Origin of the sequence: Microbacterium sp. B35-04 (genome assembly GCF_010634885.1) — a bacterium.
Lineage (GTDB): Bacteria > Actinomycetota > Actinomycetes > Actinomycetales > Microbacteriaceae > Microbacterium.
Genome location: NZ_MWLP01000001.1, coordinates 75914 through 91869 on the forward strand (window position 1 = coordinate 75914; position 15956 = coordinate 91869).

The 15956-nt window shown below is 71.4% G+C and carries 17 protein-coding genes; 8 read left to right on the top strand and 9 right to left on the bottom strand.

Annotated features, from left to right (window positions below; translation table 11 throughout):
* The first annotated feature begins 86 nt into the window (after window positions 1-86).
* The 5 genes from B1729_RS00360 (at window position 87) to B1729_RS00380 (ending at window position 4145) form a co-directional block, all read left to right on the top strand.
* Window positions 87-914: an ABC transporter permease gene (locus B1729_RS00360; RefSeq protein ID WP_163616474.1), complete on the top strand. Its 828-nt coding sequence runs from the start codon at window positions 87-89 to the stop codon at window positions 912-914.
* Complete coding sequence (locus tag B1729_RS00365) at window positions 911-1741, top strand: ABC transporter ATP-binding protein (protein WP_163616418.1); 831 nt, start codon at window positions 911-913, stop codon at window positions 1739-1741. The genes B1729_RS00360 and B1729_RS00365 overlap by 4 nt, the downstream gene beginning before the upstream one ends.
* Window positions 1738-2541 carry an ATP-binding cassette domain-containing protein gene (locus B1729_RS00370; RefSeq protein ID WP_204318826.1) on the top strand — a complete coding sequence of 268 codons (804 nt, stop codon included), beginning with the start codon at window positions 1738-1740 and terminating at the stop codon, window positions 2539-2541. The genes B1729_RS00365 and B1729_RS00370 overlap by 4 nt, the downstream gene beginning before the upstream one ends.
* Before the next feature lie 73 nt (window positions 2542-2614).
* The gene (locus B1729_RS00375; protein WP_163616409.1) at window positions 2615-3685 is read left to right on the top strand and encodes a M4 family metallopeptidase; all 1071 of its coding nucleotides are present in this window, start codon (window positions 2615-2617) and stop codon (window positions 3683-3685) included.
* Window positions 3663-4145 (top strand): hypothetical protein, encoded by a 483-nt coding sequence (locus tag B1729_RS00380; RefSeq protein ID WP_239539273.1) that lies wholly within the window; start codon window positions 3663-3665, stop codon window positions 4143-4145. The genes B1729_RS00375 and B1729_RS00380 overlap by 23 nt, the downstream gene beginning before the upstream one ends.
* 3 nt (window positions 4146-4148) lie before the next feature.
* Here the strand turns inward: B1729_RS00380 and B1729_RS00385 are convergent, their stop codons facing one another.
* The 3 genes from B1729_RS00385 to B1729_RS00395 all read right to left on the bottom strand — a co-directional run bounded on the left by B1729_RS00385 (window position 4149) and on the right by B1729_RS00395 (window position 6342).
* A complete protein-coding gene (locus B1729_RS00385) occupies window positions 4149-4760 on the bottom strand; it encodes a GNAT family N-acetyltransferase (protein ID WP_163616407.1) in 612 nt (203 codons plus the stop codon).
* Between the two features lie 30 nt (window positions 4761-4790).
* The gene (locus B1729_RS00390; protein ID WP_163630070.1) at window positions 4791-5483 is read right to left on the bottom strand and encodes a uracil-DNA glycosylase; all 693 of its coding nucleotides are present in this window, start codon (window positions 5481-5483) and stop codon (window positions 4791-4793) included.
* Between the two features lie 70 nt (window positions 5484-5553).
* The gene (locus tag B1729_RS00395) at window positions 5554-6342 is read right to left on the bottom strand and encodes an SDR family oxidoreductase (RefSeq protein WP_204259977.1); all 789 of its coding nucleotides are present in this window, start codon (window positions 6340-6342) and stop codon (window positions 5554-5556) included.
* Between the two features lie 180 nt (window positions 6343-6522).
* On the opposite strand from B1729_RS00395, the gene B1729_RS00400 reads away from it, so the two are divergent.
* A complete protein-coding gene (locus tag B1729_RS00400) occupies window positions 6523-7845 on the top strand; it encodes a bifunctional o-acetylhomoserine/o-acetylserine sulfhydrylase (protein ID WP_163616403.1) in 1323 nt (440 codons plus the stop codon).
* A 64-nt stretch (window positions 7846-7909) separates the two neighbouring features.
* Here the strand turns inward: B1729_RS00400 and B1729_RS00405 are convergent, their stop codons facing one another.
* Entirely contained in the window at window positions 7910-8155 is a 246-nt protein-coding gene (locus tag B1729_RS00405) for a hypothetical protein (RefSeq protein WP_163616401.1), read from the bottom strand.
* A 98-nt stretch (window positions 8156-8253) separates the two neighbouring features.
* Between B1729_RS00405 and B1729_RS00410 the strand changes: the two genes are divergently transcribed.
* A complete protein-coding gene (locus tag B1729_RS00410; protein WP_163616399.1) occupies window positions 8254-9459 on the top strand; it encodes a homoserine O-acetyltransferase in 1206 nt (401 codons plus the stop codon).
* 69 nt (window positions 9460-9528) lie between these two features.
* Window positions 9529-11184: a heme peroxidase family protein gene (locus B1729_RS00415; protein ID WP_163616398.1), complete on the top strand. Its 1656-nt coding sequence runs from the start codon at window positions 9529-9531 to the stop codon at window positions 11182-11184.
* Here B1729_RS00415 and B1729_RS00420 read toward each other — a convergent pair.
* From B1729_RS00420 to B1729_RS00440, 5 genes are all read right to left on the bottom strand, one after another.
* Complete coding sequence (locus B1729_RS00420; protein ID WP_163616396.1) at window positions 11171-11947, bottom strand: NUDIX hydrolase; 777 nt, start codon at window positions 11945-11947, stop codon at window positions 11171-11173. The two genes, B1729_RS00415 and B1729_RS00420, sit on opposite strands and share 14 nt — an antisense overlap.
* Before the next feature lie 55 nt (window positions 11948-12002).
* Entirely contained in the window at window positions 12003-13187 is a 1185-nt protein-coding gene (locus tag B1729_RS00425; protein WP_163630098.1) for an MFS transporter, read from the bottom strand.
* 131 nt (window positions 13188-13318) lie between these two features.
* Window positions 13319-13660, bottom strand: coding sequence for a thiamine-binding protein (locus tag B1729_RS00430; RefSeq protein WP_163630072.1), 342 nt, complete (start codon window positions 13658-13660; stop codon window positions 13319-13321).
* A gap of 58 nt (window positions 13661-13718) precedes the next feature.
* Window positions 13719-14930, bottom strand: a complete 1212-nt coding sequence (locus tag B1729_RS00435; RefSeq protein WP_163630074.1) for a glycosyltransferase 87 family protein — start codon at window positions 14928-14930, stop codon at window positions 13719-13721.
* Window positions 14931-15072: 142 nt separating this feature from the next.
* Window positions 15073-15936, bottom strand: a complete 864-nt coding sequence (locus B1729_RS00440; RefSeq protein WP_163630076.1) for an ADP/ATP-dependent (S)-NAD(P)H-hydrate dehydratase — start codon at window positions 15934-15936, stop codon at window positions 15073-15075.
* Window positions 15937-15956: the final 20 nt, after the last annotated feature.

A 15956-nucleotide genomic window follows, 5' to 3' on the forward strand; every position in this document is an offset into this window, starting at 1 on the left:
CCCCGGCGCCGCCCCCATCGCGGCGTCGGTCGCGCTGGGCGTGGCTCGGGCGCCTCTGGGCGCTCTCGACGGGCCGGTTCGGCCTCATCGTCGTCGCGGTGGTCGTCCTCACCGCCGTGGTCGCCCGGTTCTGGACGCCGTTCGATCCGCAGCAGGTGGAGATCTCGAACCGCTGGGAACCGCCGGGCTGGCCGCACCTCCTCGGCACCGACGGATCGGGCCGCGACATCCTGAGCCTGCTGATGGCCGGTGCCCGCACCACGGTGCTGGTCGCGGTCGGCGCCGGCATCGTCGCGACGGCGATCGGCATCTCCCTCGCCGCGCTCGGCGCCCTGACCGTGCGGTGGGTGCGCGAGTCGGTGGCGGTGTTCGTCGACATCCTCATCGCCTTCCCGGTGCTCATCATCGCGATGATGATCTCGGCGGTGTGGGGCGGGTCGCTCTGGGTGGTGATCTGGGCGGTGGGCATCGGCTTCGGCGTGAACATCGCGCGGGTGACCCGGCCGGAGCTTCGACGGGTGCTTCAGAGCGACTTCGTGCTCGCGGGCCGGGCATCGGGTCTCACCCCGACGCAGAATCTCTGGCGGCACCTTCTCCCCAACGTCGCCCCCGTGTTCATCGTCCAGCTGTCGTGGGGCATGGCGGTCGCCGTGCTCGCCGAGGCGGGGCTGTCGTACCTGGGCTTCGGCGCGCCGGTGACCGAGCCGTCCTGGGGACTGCTGCTGGCGCAGCTGCAGCAGTTCATCGCGGTGCACCCGCTGTCGGTGGTCTGGCCAGGTCTCGCCATCACGCTCACCGTCCTCGGCCTCAACCTGCTCGGCGACGGGCTCCGCGAGGCGACCGACCCGACGCTCTCGCGCAGCCCCTTCGCCACGCGCCGCGCACGCCTGCACATCCCCGAGGTGGTGTCATGAGCCTCGAGGTGCACGACCTCACGATCGACATCGGCGGGCGCCGTGTCGTCGACGGCGTCTCCTTCGAGGTGCCCGACGGCGCGAGGGTCGGCCTCATCGGCGAGTCGGGGTCGGGCAAGTCGCTGACAGCTCTGGCCGTCTTGGGACTGCTCCCCGACGGGGCCACGGCCGGAGGCAGCGTGCGCTGGAACGGCCGCGAGATCCTCGGCCTCGCCGATGCCGAGCTCGCACAGCTCCGCGGCGACGAGATCGGCATCGTCTTTCAGGAGCCGCGCACGGCGCTCAACCCCATCCGCACCGTCGGCCGTCAGATCGCCGAGTCGATCCGCATCCACCAGGGCCTGTCGAAACGGGATGCCGCCGCCCGCGCCGTCGCCGAGGCATCCCGTGTCTCCCTGCCCGACCCCGACCGCCTCGTGGCCCGCTACCCGCATCAGCTGTCGGGCGGCCAGCGGCAGCGCGTCGCGATCGCGATGGCCCTCGCCTGCCGCCCCCGGCTGCTCATCGCCGACGAGCCGACGACGGCGCTCGACGTCACCATCCAGGCCGAGATCCTCGACCTCCTGCTGTCGCTCGCACGCGACGACGGCATGTCCCTCGTCTTCATCACGCACGACCTCGCCGTGCTGTCGCAGATCGCCACGCACGGCGTGGTGCTCGAGCACGGACGCGTGGTCGAGCAGGCGCCGGTGGCGCAGCTGCTCTCGGCACCGGCATCCGTCGTCACGCAGGAGCTGCTGCGCGACGCGACCGCCACGCTGTGGCGCCCGGATGGCCGCGCCGACGAGCCGGTGGCCCGGGGCGAGACCACGGAGGGCACAGCATGACGGTGCTGATCCGCGGCCGCGCGCTGACGCGCCGCTACCCCGCCCCCAAGACGCAGCTGTTCGGCAGACGCGCCTTCACGACGGGGCTGGAGGATGCCGACATCGACGTCCGGGAGGGCTCGTCGGTGGGGCTGATCGGCGAATCGGGCTCGGGCAAGTCCACCCTCGTGCGCCTGCTGCTCGGTCTCGACACGCCCTCGGCCGGGACGGTCGAGTTCGACGGACGCCCGGTGGATGCGAGCGCCTCGGCGCGGTCACTGCACTGGCTGCGCCGGCAGACGGGGATCGTCTTCCAGGATCCCTACGCCTCACTCGACCCCCGCATGAGCGTCGGGCGCATCGTCGGCGAGCCGCTGTGGGCCCTGGGGATCGAGGGCGACCGGCGCGCCCGCGTGCGCGAGGTGCTGGAGGACGTCGGACTCGAGGCGGGGATGGCCGACCGCTTCCCCCACGAGTTCTCGGGCGGTCAGCGGCAGCGCGTCGCGCTCGCGCGCGCGATCGTGCACCGCCCCCGCCTGCTCGTGGGCGACGAGCCGCTGTCGGCGCTCGACGTCACGGTGCGCGCGCAGATCCTCGACCTGCTGGGCGAACTGCGCCGGCGCGACGGGCTCACACTGCTCCTGGTCTCGCACGACATCGGCGTCGTGCAGAACCTGTGCGACGAGGTCGTCGTCATGAAGGACGGCCGCATCGTCGAGGAGGGACCGACCGAGAAGGTGCTGCTGCAGCCCCAGGTGGCGTACACGCGCCGGCTGCTGGCATCCATCCCCGTCATCGACGCCGGAACCGCGAAAGGGTAGCTTTCCGCACGCGGCGGCACGCGGAGACCTCCCCTTCACGGTGTGCGTCGGCGGTCGCCGATAGGTTCGGAGCATGGCCCCCGGAATCGTTCCGCCGTACCTGCTCGCCCGTATCGCCGCCGCGCAGGAAGAGGGCTGGGCGCGCGCCGCCGAGGCGGCGCGCACGACCCTCGCCGCTCCCCGCGACTACCGCCCGGTGCGGTCGCGGCTGCGCCTGTCGATCCAGGAGCCGGGCACGCTCGTCGCCGAGACCACGCCTGCTCCCGACCGTGAGATCTCCGACGCGCAGCAGCGCGAGGTCGTGCCCGGCGTGCGGGTGCGCGGCGAAGACGATCCGGCGACCGGCGACGCTGCCGTCGACCAGGCGTTCGACGGGCTCGGAGCCACCTACGACCTCTGGTGGGACGCTTTCGCCCGCGACAGCATCGACGGGTCGGGCAGCTCGCTCCTGGCCACCGTGCACTACGGCCGCGACTACGACAACGCGTTCTGGAACGGCGAGCGCATGGTGTTCGGCGACGGCGACGGCGAGGTGTTCCGGGGTTTCACCGGGTCGCTCAGTGTCATCGCCCACGAGCTCGCCCACGGCGTCGTCGAGGACGAGGGCGGGCTGCTGTACCGCGGGCAGTCGGGCGCTCTCAACGAGTCGATCGCCGACGTGTTCGGCGCCCTCGCCGAGCAGCACCGCGATGGGCAGACCGCAGACGCGGCGAGCTGGCTCATCGGCGAGGGCATCTTCACGGATGCCGTGCAGGGGCGCGCGCTGCGATCCCTCGCCGCGCCCGGCACGGCGTACGACGACGACGTGCTCGGCAAGGATCCGCAGCCGGCGCACATGCGCGACTTCGTCCAGACGCGCGACGACAACGGCGGCGTGCACATCAACTCCGGCATCCCGAACCACGCCTTCTACCTCACGGCCACCGCGCTGGGCGGCCGCGCGTGGGAGCGTGCCGGCCTGGTCTGGTACCGCACGCTGACGGCCGGCACGCTGCCGTCCACGGCGGACTTCACGACGTTCGCCCGCGCCACCCTGACGGCGGCGGCCGCGGAGTACGGTGAGAACTCGGAGGAGGTCGACGCCGTCCGCGCCGGGTGGGCGTGCGTCGGCGTGATCCCGGATGACACAGTTACCCAGCCCTGACCCGCCCCGCGCGACCGACCCGACGCCCGCCGTCGAGGTCGATGTCGCGCGGACCGGGGGCATCGCCGGCATCACACGCCGGTGGTCGGCGCAGCCGCCGGAGTCCGAGGCATCCGAGTGGATCTCGCTCATCGACCGCTGCCCCTGGAGCGAGGCCCCTTCCCCCGTCGGCGCCGAGGCGGACGGCGCCGCCGCGAAGGATCAGGCCGCGCCGGCGACGGATCCACCTCGGAGCGCAGCCGACGCACCGGCCTCCTCCGAGGGCACGCCGTCAGCGCCGCGCGCGCCGATGCCCGACGGCTTCGTGTGGTTCATCCGCGCGACGTGGTCGGGGGCGGATCCCCACGAGGCGGAACTGCCCGACGACGCAGTCGTCGGCGCGTGGCGCGAGCTGGTCGACGCGGTGCGCGACTGGAACCGCCAGGGCGGGTCCTCTGGATCCGGACGCGCCGGTCGCTGACTCTCAGCGGGTGAAGACGCCCTTCTTCTTGACCGGTTTGAGAGCCTTCTGCATGTAGATCGTTCCGAGCCACCGCCCGAACTTGAACCCGACACGACCCATCCGCCCGACCTCGACGAACCCGAGCTTCTCGTGGAGTGCGATGGAGCCCTCGGCGCCTTTGTCGCTGATCACCGCGACCATCTGACGGATGCCGACCGCCTCGCTCGCCTCGATGAGCGCCTCCAGCAGGGCTTTGCCGAGGCCTTTGCCGGTGGCCGCCTGCCCCAGGTAGATCGAGTTCTCGACCGAGAACCGGTAGGCCGACTTGCTCGACATCGGCTGCACCAGCGCATACCCGAGGATCTGACCGGACGGCGACTCTGCCACGAGGAACGGCAGTCCCTGCGCGGCAAGGCCGTCCCGCTTCTTGCGCCACTGGCCGACCGACCAGATCTCTTCGTCGAACGTCACCACCGAGTTGGTGACGTAGTAGTTGTAGATCTCTCGGATGTCGGGCATGTCACGGTCTTCGACGGGCCGGATCGTGAACGTGAAGGGGCGCTCGGGCTCGGGCTGCCGCTGCAGATGGCGGGGAAGCCGGCGCCGATCCTTCTCGTATTCCTCCTCGAGCATGCACTCCTCCTGGGTTGTGTGCGTTGCACCCTAGTCGGGCAGCCGCCAGTCGACGGGCGGGGCGCCCTGCTCCGCGAGCAGCTCGTTGGCGCGCGAGAACGGCCGTGATCCGAAGAATCCCCGGCTGGCCGACAGCGGCGACGGGTGCGCCGACTCGATGATCGGCGTCGTGCCGAGGAGCGGCCGCAGATTTGCGGCATCCCGCCCCCACAGGATCGCCACGAGCGGCCGGCCACGCGCAACGAGCGTGCGGATGGCGTGCTCGGTCACCTTCTCCCACCCCCACCCACGATGAGACGCCGGCACCCCGGGCGCCACGGTCAGCACGCGGTTCAGCAGCATGACGCCCTGGTCGCTCCACGCCGACAGGTCGCCGTGGGCCGCGCGCGGGATGCCCAGGTCGGTCTCGAGCTCCCGGTAGATGTTGGCCAGGCTCCGCGGCAGCGGTCGCACGTCGGCGTCGACGGCGAACGAGAGTCCGATGGGATGCCCCGGGGTCGGGTACGGGTCCTGTCCGACGATGAGGACCTTGACCTCCGGCAGCGGGCGCTGGAACGCCCGCAGCACCCGGTCGCCGGCCGGCAGGTACGGGCGCCCCTCGGCGACCTCGGCACGCAGCCGGTCGCCGAGGGCGGCGATGTCAGGACCGACGGGTTCGAGTGCCGTCGACCAGTCCGGGTCGATCAGGCCGGCATCGGCGAGCTCGGGCAGCGTCAGGGCCATCACACCCGAGCCCGGGTCGCCGTCATCGTGCCGAGCCCGGTGCTGCGGACGCGCGCCGTGCCGGTGGGCATCAGAGCTCCTCCGTGCTGCGCGAACGGAGCGGACCGCGCGCCAGCAGGAACTGGGCCGACTGCGCGACGGGCCGCATCGTGACGAGGTCGAGGTTGACGTGGCCGGGCGCGTTCAGCGCGAAGGCGATGACGTCGGCCACGTCGCCCGCCGTCAGGGGATTCTCCACGCCGTCGTACACGCGCTCCGCGGCCGCACTGTCGCCGCCGAGCCGGTTCAGCGTGAACTCCGGCGTGTGCACCATGCCGGGCGCGACCTCCATGACGCGGATCGGCTCGCCGTTGAGCTCGAGGCGCAGTGCGTGCGCGAGCATCGCCTCCCCCGCCTTCGCCGCGTTGTAGCCGGCGCCGCCGGCGTACGCCGTCTGCGCGGCGGTCGAGGTCACGAAGAGGGTGTCGGCGTGGCCGTCGGATGCCGCGGCCCGCCGCAGCTGCGGCAGCAGCGCCGAGACGAGACGCTGGGCAGAGAGGACGTTCACCTCGAACATCCACTGCCAGTCCTCGACGCGGCCGTCCTCGACGCGATCCGTACCGCGTGCGCCGCCCGCGATGTGGACGAGCGCGTGGACCGGGCCGGTCTCGGCGAGGAAGCCGGTGAGCGCCTCGACGTCGGCGTCCGCCGTGAGATCGGCCGCGAAGGCCACGGCGCCGGTCTCGGCCTCGAGCGCGGCGAGCCGGTCGGCGCGTCGCGCGACCCCGACCACGTCCCACCCGGTGTCGCGCAGCGCGCGCACCGCCGCCTCGCCGATCCCCGAGCTCGCCCCGGTCACCACTGCGCGTCTGTTCGCCATGCCTCCACGCTACCCACCCGCGTGCCCGCCCCCACACTGGTTCGCTCGCGAACGGCTGAGAAGGGAAGCGGGGAGGTTACGTCACATTTCCCGGGTGTTGTTGACAACGCGGCACGGTCCGTACTGTCGAACGCGGCTGGGGGCGTCTGCTCCCGGCATCCGAACCCGCAGGAGCAAGCCATGTCCGCACCCGAGAACTGGCGTTTCGAGACCAAGCAGATCCACTCGGGCGCCCAGCCCGACCCGGTGACGAAGGCTCGCGCGACCCCGATCTACCAGACGACGTCGTACGTCTTCGACAACGCCGATCACGCGGCGAACCTCTTCGCGCTCGCGGAGTTCGGCAACATCTACACGCGCATCCAGAACCCGACGCAGGCCGTCGTCGAGGAGCGCCTCGCCGCACTCGAAGGCGGCACCGGTGCGCTGCTCCTTGCGAGCGGCCAGGCCGCCGCCACCTCCGCCGTCCTCAACATCGCGGAGTCCGGCGATCACATCGTGTCGTCGAGCTCGATCTACGGCGGCACGTACAACCTCTTCAAGTACACGCTGGCGAAGCTCGGCATCGAGACGACGTTCGTCGAGAACCAGGACGACCCCGAGGAGTGGAGCCGCGCCGTCCGGCCGAACACCAAGCTCTTCTTCGCCGAGACCATCGGCAACCCGAAGATCAACGTGCTCGACATCCGCGCCGTCGCCGACGTCGCGCACGTGAACGGCGTGCCGCTCATCGTCGACAACACGATCGCCACCCCGTACCTCATCAAGCCGTTCGAGCACGGCGCCGACATCATCGTCCACTCCGCGACGAAGTTCCTCGGCGGCCACGGCACCACCATCGGCGGCGTGATCGTCGACGGCGGCACGTTCGAGTGGTCGAAGAACGTTGAGAAGTTCCCCGGCCTCACGGTTCCCGACCCGTCGTACCACGGCGCGTCGTACACTGCGGCGGTCGGCGACGGCCTCGCCTACATCATCAAGGCGCGCGTCCAGCTGCTGCGCGACCTCGGTGCCGCGATCTCGCCGAACAGCGCGTGGCTGCTCATCCAGGGCATCGAGACGCTGTCGCTGCGCGTCGAGCGCCACGTGCAGAACGCGCAGGAGATCGCGGAGTGGCTCGAGAACCACTCGGATGTCGCGTCGGTCAACTACTCCGGCCTGCCGACCTCGCCGTGGTACGCCGCCGCGAACAACTACGCGCCCAAGGGCGTCGGCGCGGTGCTGTCGTTCGAGCTCAAGGGCGGTGTCGAGGCGGGACGCGAGTTCGTCAACTCGCTGTCGCTCTTCAGCCACCTGGCCAACATCGGCGATGTCCGCTCGCTCGTGATCCACCCCGCGTCGACGACGCACTCGCAGCTCACGCCCGAGCAGCAGCTCACGACCGGTGTCACGCCGGGCCTCGTGCGCCTCTCGGTCGGCCTCGAGAACATCGACGACCTCAAGGCCGACCTCGCGCAGGCGCTCGCGGCGGCCCGGCGCGTGTCGGAGGCCGCTCGCGCCTGACAGCCCTCCTCCTCGGGTGAGCGGATGCCGTGTCCCGACGCCGTGCGTCGGGACACGGCATTCGTCATTCCGTCTGGTCGGACGCGAAGTCGGCGGCCAGCTGCTCGGCGGTGAGGTGCTCGCCCGGCACCGGACGGGGCAGCGGCGGCGCCGCGGCGTCGGTGTGCCACGGCTGCGCCGGCTCGCCGCCACCGGCCCCAGGCTCAGCCGGATCGAAGACGACGTCGACGTCGTGGTCGATGTCGTGCTCCTGCGGGGGAAGCGGCGCCCGAGGCTCGTGGGCGGGCATGAAGGGCTCAGCGCTGGACATGCGCGCATTCTGGCATGCTCGGGTGCACGGTCGATGTCCACACTGCGCGCACCCGTAACAGACCGCGTGCCGCCACACCGGCAGGCGAGAATGGACGAATGGACTGGCAGACCTCCGAAGACACGGTGCCGAGCGCACCCGTGACGGAGGCCGATGCCCGGCTGCTGCTCGGCCGGCCGCCGGCTACCGGCGCCTGGCGCGACGGCGATCCGGTCGGCGAGCGGCATTTCGCCGCGTTCGGCTCGTTCCGCACCGAGGGCGGTCGCGAGCTTCCCGCATATCGACTCGCGTACGAGACGTGGGGCGAGCTCAACGCCGCGCGTGACAACGCCGTGCTCGTGCTCCACGCACTCACCGGCGACAGCCACCTTCGCGGGCCGGCGGGAGCGGGGCATCCGACGTCGGGCTGGTGGGACGACATCGTCGGCCCGGGCGCCCCCATCGACACGGATCGCTGGTTCGTCGTCGCCCCGAACATGCTCGGCGGATGCCAGGGATCGACGGGTCCGGCATCCATCGGTCCCGACGGGTACGAGTGGGCCTCGCGTTTCCCCTATCTCACGATCCGCGACCAGGTCTCGGCCCAGCGGCGTCTGGCCGACGCGCTCGGCATCGACGTCTGGGCTGCCGTCGTGGGCGGGTCCATGGGCGGCATGCACGCGCTCGAGTGGGGGGTCTCGGATCCGGATCGCGTGGCGCGTGTCGGCATCCTGTCGTCGCCTCCGGTCAACACCGCCGACCAGGTCGCGCTCAACTCGGTGCAACTCGAGGCCATCCGGATCGACCCTCGCTTCCAGAACGGCGAGTACTACGACGCGGGCGACGGCGACGGCCCGAACCGCGGTCTGGCACTCGCCCGCCGCATGGCTCTGCTGAACTACCGCTCCCCCACAGAGCTCAACCAGCGGTTCCAGCGCAGCTGGCAGTCCGGCGTGAGCCCGCTCGGCCACGGCGGTCGCTTCGCCGTGGAGTCGTACTTGGACTTCCACGGCAACAAGTTCACGCGCCGCTTCGACGCGAACTCGTACATCACGCTCGTCGAAGCGATGAACTCGCACGACGTCGGCCGCGACCGTGGCGGCGTCGAAGACGCCCTCGCCCGCGTGACGGCGACGACGCTCGTGCTCGGCATCGACAGCGACCGGCTGTTCCCCATCGACGGGCAGCACCGGATCGCGCGGGGCATCCGTCACACGCTCGACGGCGATCGCGCCGTCGTGCTCTCCAGCGACTTCGGCCACGACGGCTTCCTGATCGAGACGCACGCCGTGGGCGCGCACCTGCGGCGCCTGCTCGAGTCCTGAATTCCGCAGCAGCGGTATCAGCATCCGGGGCGCGATCCTCCCACTGGGCAATGTCCCAAGGAGGGAATCATGAGCACTGATACCAGATCGGGTGCCGAGACACCCGAAGACGCGTTCGCCGCGCAGCCCTTCCTGCGAGAGCAGCTGGGCCTGAACCGAACCCGCGAGAGGTCGCCGGGAGAGAAACGGCAGGCGCCGCGACTTCCCGTCGACATTCGCTCCTCGCTGGAGGCGGTACGACCGGAGCATGGGAGGTTCCACGGCGCGAAGTTCTCGCTCGGGTACTTCCCCGCGCACGAGGTGTTCTCGTCGGCGGCCGACAAGTTCGGGTACATGACGAAGGCGAAGGTGCGCGCCGCCAGCCGGCTGCCACTGGACGACGCGACGCGCGCCCTGCTCGCTCAGCTCGGCGACCTCATGGCGAACAGCGGTCGCGAGACCGCGGCCGACTCGGCCACGCCGTCGGGCTACACCTACGTCGGGCAGTTCGTCGATCACGACATCACCCTCGACGTGTCATCGGCGCTGGACGCGCCGGCGCTCGTCGACGCGACCGTCATCAACAACATGCGCTCGCCGATGCTCGATCTCGACAGCGTGTACGGCAGAGGCCCCGCGGTCGACGCGTTCCTCTACGCCGCGCCCGCGCCGGGAGAACCGGCATCCGCGTTCCGGATGCTGCTCGGCACGAATCTGCCCAGCGGCCCGGGCGGCGCAGGCGGCGCGTCGGGTGGCAACGGCATCATCGCGCACACCGACTTCGACGTGCCGCGCACCTCGGCGCTCACGGCGATCATCGGCGACCCGCGCAACAACGAGAACCTCATCGTGTCGCAGCTGCACCACGCGATGCTGCGCTTCCACAACGCGATCGTCGACGCGCTGATCGCTGACGGGTTCACCGGCGACATCTTCGTAGAGGCGAAGCGGGAGGCGACGCTGCACTATCAGTGGGCCGTGCTGCACGACTTCCTGCCGCGCATCTGCGGTCAGGCGGCCGTCGACGACGCCCTGGCGAACGTCAAGGCGAAGGCGAACAGCGGGTTCCAGATGCCCGTGGAGTTCTCGGTCGCCGCGTACCGGTTCGGGCACAGCATGATCCGCGACGAGTACTGGCTGAACTTCGAGCTGCGCAACAAGCCGATGTCGGACGTCTTCGCGTTCATCCACGAACCGCACCTGCCGGTCCGCTCGAACTGGGTCGTCGACTTCAACGCGTTCTTCGAGACCGGGTTCAGCGTTCCCGTGTTCAACAGCGCGCGCAAGATCGACAGTGTGCTCGCCAGCGCGCTCGAGGACCTCGACGGCAGCGGCACCAACGCGCTCATGAGCATCCTCGCGACGCGCAACCTGCTGCGCGGCCTCGTGCTGGGTCTGCCCAGCGGACAGGCCACGGCGGCGGCTCTCGGGGTGCCGGTGCTCACCACGGCCCAGCTCACCGACGGGCTTCCTGCCGACGAGATCGCGGTACTGCAGCAGCAGAACGGCCTTCTCCTCGAGAAGACGCCGCTCTGGTACTACGTGCTGCGCGAGGCGATGGTCACCACGGGTGGCGAGCATCTGGGACCGCTCGGGGCGAAGATCGTTGCCGACACGTTCGTCACCCTGCTGCGCCGCGACGCGCTCTCGATGCTGAACGTCTCGTTCATCCCGACCCGGGGCGCCGCGCCCGGAGCGTTCACGTTCGCCGACCTCGTCCGGGTCGCGGACATCATCGGCGCGTGAGGCCGGCTCCGTCCGTGCGCTCGTAGCGCCACGGAAGGGCGCCGATCTCGAGGCGATGACGGGATCCGGATGCCGCGGCTGCGGCATCCGGATCCCATTCGTCGTCGCCCTGCCAAAGCAGCACGGGTCCGTCGCCGCCGCGGTGCGCGACCGTCTCGAAGCGCTGGACGCCGCCCAGCCGCGCGGCACCGAGCACGGAAGCCGTGTCGGCGTGACCGGCCAGGCCGTGCAGCGTCACCCACGTCGGCGGGTACAGCGTGAACTCACCGCGGCCGTGCCGTGCCAGCGCGTCGGTCGGCCGCACCCACTCGGAAGCGACCGCCTCGTGAGGCGACAGCGCGAGCACGCCTGTCGCGACCGGGGCCACGAAGAACCAGGTGCGGATCCGCAGCGCCAGTCCCGGCGGCGGGTCCCAGCACGACAGCGTCACGAGCGCTTCCGGGTCGACGGCGAGGCCGGTCTCTTCGTGCGTCTCGCGCACAGCCGCCGCTCGCGCGGTCGACTCTTCCGGTTCTTCGGCGGCGCCGCGGTCGTCGACCTCGAGCTTGCCGCCCGGAAACACCCACGCTCCGGCGAAAGACCCGCGGTCGGGCCGCTCGATCATGAGCACCTCGAGACCGTGGCTGCTGTCGCGGAGCAGGACCACCGTCGCGGCGACGGGGATCGCGGGGTCGGTCGCGTCCTCGGGACGACGCGTGCGGGCGCCGCCGATCGAGTCGTTCAGCGCCTGCAGCGCGCGGTCGGCGGGCGTCGGCTGCGGCATCCGCTCACTCTACCCAGCACTCTCGCCGCGCTGGCGTCCGGCCGGCGCGCGGCGATCAGACCGCGACGAGGGCGCGACGCCGCTCGGCTGCGATGCTCGCCACGGCGAGCACGAGACCGGCGCCGGCGAGCGCCACACCGACCCACGCGGGCGCGATGAAGCCCCAGCCCGCCGCGATCACGACGCCGCCGAGGAACGCGCCCAGGCTGTTGCCGATGTTGAGCGCGGAGTGGTTGAGCGCCGCCGCGATCGACTGGTTGTCCTGCGCGACGTCCATCAGACGGGTCTGGATCGTGGGGCTGAGCGCCGACGCGATGAAACCGGTGGCGAAGACGAAGAACGCGAGGGCCCAGATCCACTGCGCCGTCAGGGCCAGGAGGGCCAGCACGACGGCGAGCCCGATCAGGCCGCCGACGAGGGTGCGCTTCAGGTCGACGTCGGCCAGGTGTCCGCCGACGAGGTTTCCGACGGTCATCCCGAGGCCCATGACCACCAGCACGATGGGCACCACCCATTCGGGCGAGCCCGCGACCTCGGTCACCAGCGGGGCGACGTAGCTGTAGACCGCGAAGAAGCCTCCGAAGCCGATCGCTCCGACACCCAGCGCGAGCCACACCTGCCCGATCCGGAAGACCTTGAGCTCGGCGCGCATGGTGCGGCTCGGGTCGCCGGGGTGCTCCGGCACGAAGAACGCGATGAGGATCGTCGCCGCGGCGAAGATCGCCGCGACCACCATGAACGCGGCGCGCCAGCCGACCTGCTGTCCGAGGTAGGTGCCGAGCGGGACCCCCACCACGTTGGCGACGGTGAGGCCGGTCAGCACGAAGGCCACGCCCTTCGCCCGCATGCCGGGGCCGAGCACCTCGGCGGCGACGAGCGCGCCGATGCCGAAGTACGCGCCGTGCGGCAGTCCCGCGAGGAACCGGGACGCCGCGACCCATTCGAACGTCGGGGCGAGGAACGTCAGCGCATTGAACACCGTGAGCGCCAGCGCGAGCCCGATCATGACGCGATGACGCGGATACTTCGCCGCCGCGCCGGCGATCGTCGGCGCACCGACCACGACCCCGAGCGCGTACAGCGAGATGAGCCAGCCGGCCTGCGCGATCGCGTCTTCGGAGCGCGTCGCCCACAGCGACGGCAGCAGGTCCTCCGCGATGTTCGGCAGCAGCCCCATGACGACGAACTCCGTCATTCCGATGCCGAAGCTGCCGACGGCGAGGGAGAGGAGCGCCCACATCGCCGCCTTCTTCGACAGCGAGGGAGTCGTCAGATTCGAGGAGGGCACCCCGTCACGTTAGCGGCGGCATCGCCCGCTGTCGAATCGATTCGGAACGGGACGTCACCGGTATTGCGTGGCGCTGCCGGCGGTCAGCCGAGCCCGCCTTCGGCCTTCTGCCGGTCCACGGCCGCCTCGAGGCGCTCGATCTTGCCGTCGAGCTCGCCGGAGTACCCGGGACGGATGTCGGCCTTGAGCACCAGCGACACCCGCGAGCCGTAGGGCGCCACCGCGTCGGTGGCGCGCTTGACGACGTCGAAGACCTCGTCCCACTCCCCCTCGATCTCGGTGAACATCGACGTCGTGCGGTGCGGCAGACCGCTGTCGCGGACCACCCGCACCGCGGCGGCCACGGCGTCGTGCACCGAGCCGTCGGCGTTGCCGGTCCCACCCTGTGGTTGTCCGCTGGGTGCGACGGAGAAGGCGACGAGCATGGCGAACCTCCGGTTCTCGAGGGGCTTGCGGGGCGGCGACGGATGCCGTCACCGACGTCTACTCTGGCACGCGCGATCGCGCCGCCCGGTGCACGCCGACGCGCGCGAGACGCACCACGACCCAGACGAACAGCCCGACGAGGAGCAGGTTGCGGACGACGAGGAGGGCGACCGCACCGGGCAGCAGCACGAGGATGGCGTCGTACCAGAACGGGAAGATCACCTGCGTGAGCGCGAGGATCACGACCGTGAGGACCGCCGGGCGCAACCAGCGCCGCCGATCGAGGACGAGACCCACCACGACGGGGGCGATCAGCCAGGTCATGTACTGGGGCGAGCCGACCTTGTTGAGCACGATGAAGCCGAGCACGAGCGCGGCGGCGAGCGGGGGGAACAGCGTGACGAAGGTGGCTCCGAGCCAGGCCTTGACGGCTCCGACGGCGGCGATCGCCAGCATCCCGGCGATGAGCAGCGGTGTCATCACCGCGATCACCGCTTCCGTGCCGGGGCCGGCCACCTGGAACGTGATCAGATCCTCGTCGTACACGACCGCCGCGCCCGGCAGTCCGGCGGCTGCCAGCAGCATGTACACCGTGCTGACGGGCGCCTCGATCTGAAGTCCGCGGGAGGTCTGGTCGCCGACGAAGCTGAGCAGGTGGGCGCCGCCGCCGGCGATGACGACCGCGACAGCGACGACGGCTGACACGATCGCCGCGCCGCCGACGATCACGAGCCGCCGGCGTACGGCGATCACCGCAGCCACCAGGAGGGCCGCCGGCCATACTTTGATCCAGGTCGCCACCGCCAGCAGCGCCGATCCGAGCCACGGACGACCCACCAGCCAGAGCGAACCCGCGACGGCGAGCGGCACGGTCACGGCATCGAGGCGGAACATGCCCACACCGCCGAGGGCCAGGATGGCGGCGAGCCAGAACCACGCGGCGAGCACCCGTCCGCGAGAGCGCCCCCGACCGACGAGCACCGCGAACGCGGCGGCGTCTATGGCGGTGACGAGCAGGCCCCAGCCGAGCGTGTAGTCGAGCAGGGGGTACAGCGCGCCGACCGTGACGATCGGCACGAGCGCGAGTGCCGGGTAGATCCAGTCCTCGGTGATGCCGAGAACCGCCTCGCGCGTGAGCGCGCGTCCCGCCCACCACCGGTACAGCTGGCCGACGTCCCACGAGGCGGCGTGCTCGCCCGCGAAGCCGAGCCAGATCACCACGGCGTGCACAAGGGCGAACGCGATCCACACCACCGCCCGCCGAGACACCCCACCATCCTAGGGACGCGACCCCATTCCGCCCGTCACTCCCACGGCACACCGACTCTGATGGGACGCGGCACGCGATTCCGGATGCCGCGACCCGGGCGCGTTGCGCAGACCCTGGGATTCCGCGCTGTGGCCGGGCGGCTCAGTGCGCGAGCGTCTCGGCGACGGCGCGCGGCAATGCCTCGGCGACGTCCAGCGCCGTGATGGGGCCGTCGCCGAACGGCGGCGAGCTCGGCGCGCGCGCGATGCTCGCGCCCGTGGCGGCGACGGCCCCCGCTCGGCCGTGCAGCCAAGCACCGGAGGCGGCGAGCGCGGCGAGAGACGCGGCATCCGTCGATTCTCCGCGCGCGACAGCCCCGGCGACCAGCGCGCCGATGACCCCGGCGAGGACGTCGCCCGTGCCCGCCGTCGCGAGCCAGGGCGTGCCCGACTCGATGGTCGCCGTCCAGCCGTCGGGGGCGACCACGACCGTCACCGCGCCCTTGAGCAGCACGACCGCACCCGTGGCTTCGGCCGTCTCGCGCGCCGCAGCGGCGCGATCCGCGGGCGCGTGCCCGAGCCCGAGGGCCGATCGCAGCCGTGCGTGCTCGCGGTCGTGCGGCGTGAGGACGCGCGGCGCGGTCGCCTCGGCGGCAAGATCCAGCGCGCCCGCGTCGACCACGACGGGGTCGGTGTCGGACAGCAGGGACCGCAGCGCATCCGCTTCGCCGGGGGGCCGGGCCGCGGCATCTGTTCCCGAACCGATCACCCACGCCTGCACACGGCCGTCCGCCGTCACGGTCTCGGGCCGGCGGGCGAGCACCAGATCGCGCGGGCGATCGGGGCCGAGATACCGCACCATGCCGATTCCGGTGCGCCACGCGGCCTCGACGCCGAGCACCGCTGCGCCCGGATACGACTGAGAGCCCGTTCGCATCCCCAGCACGCCTCGGGAATACTTGTCGTCGTCGGCCGTAGGCCTGCGCAGGGCGTGAGAGCTATCCGCCCGCGTCCACGTCCTGACCATGTGGTCACAGTACCGCGCAC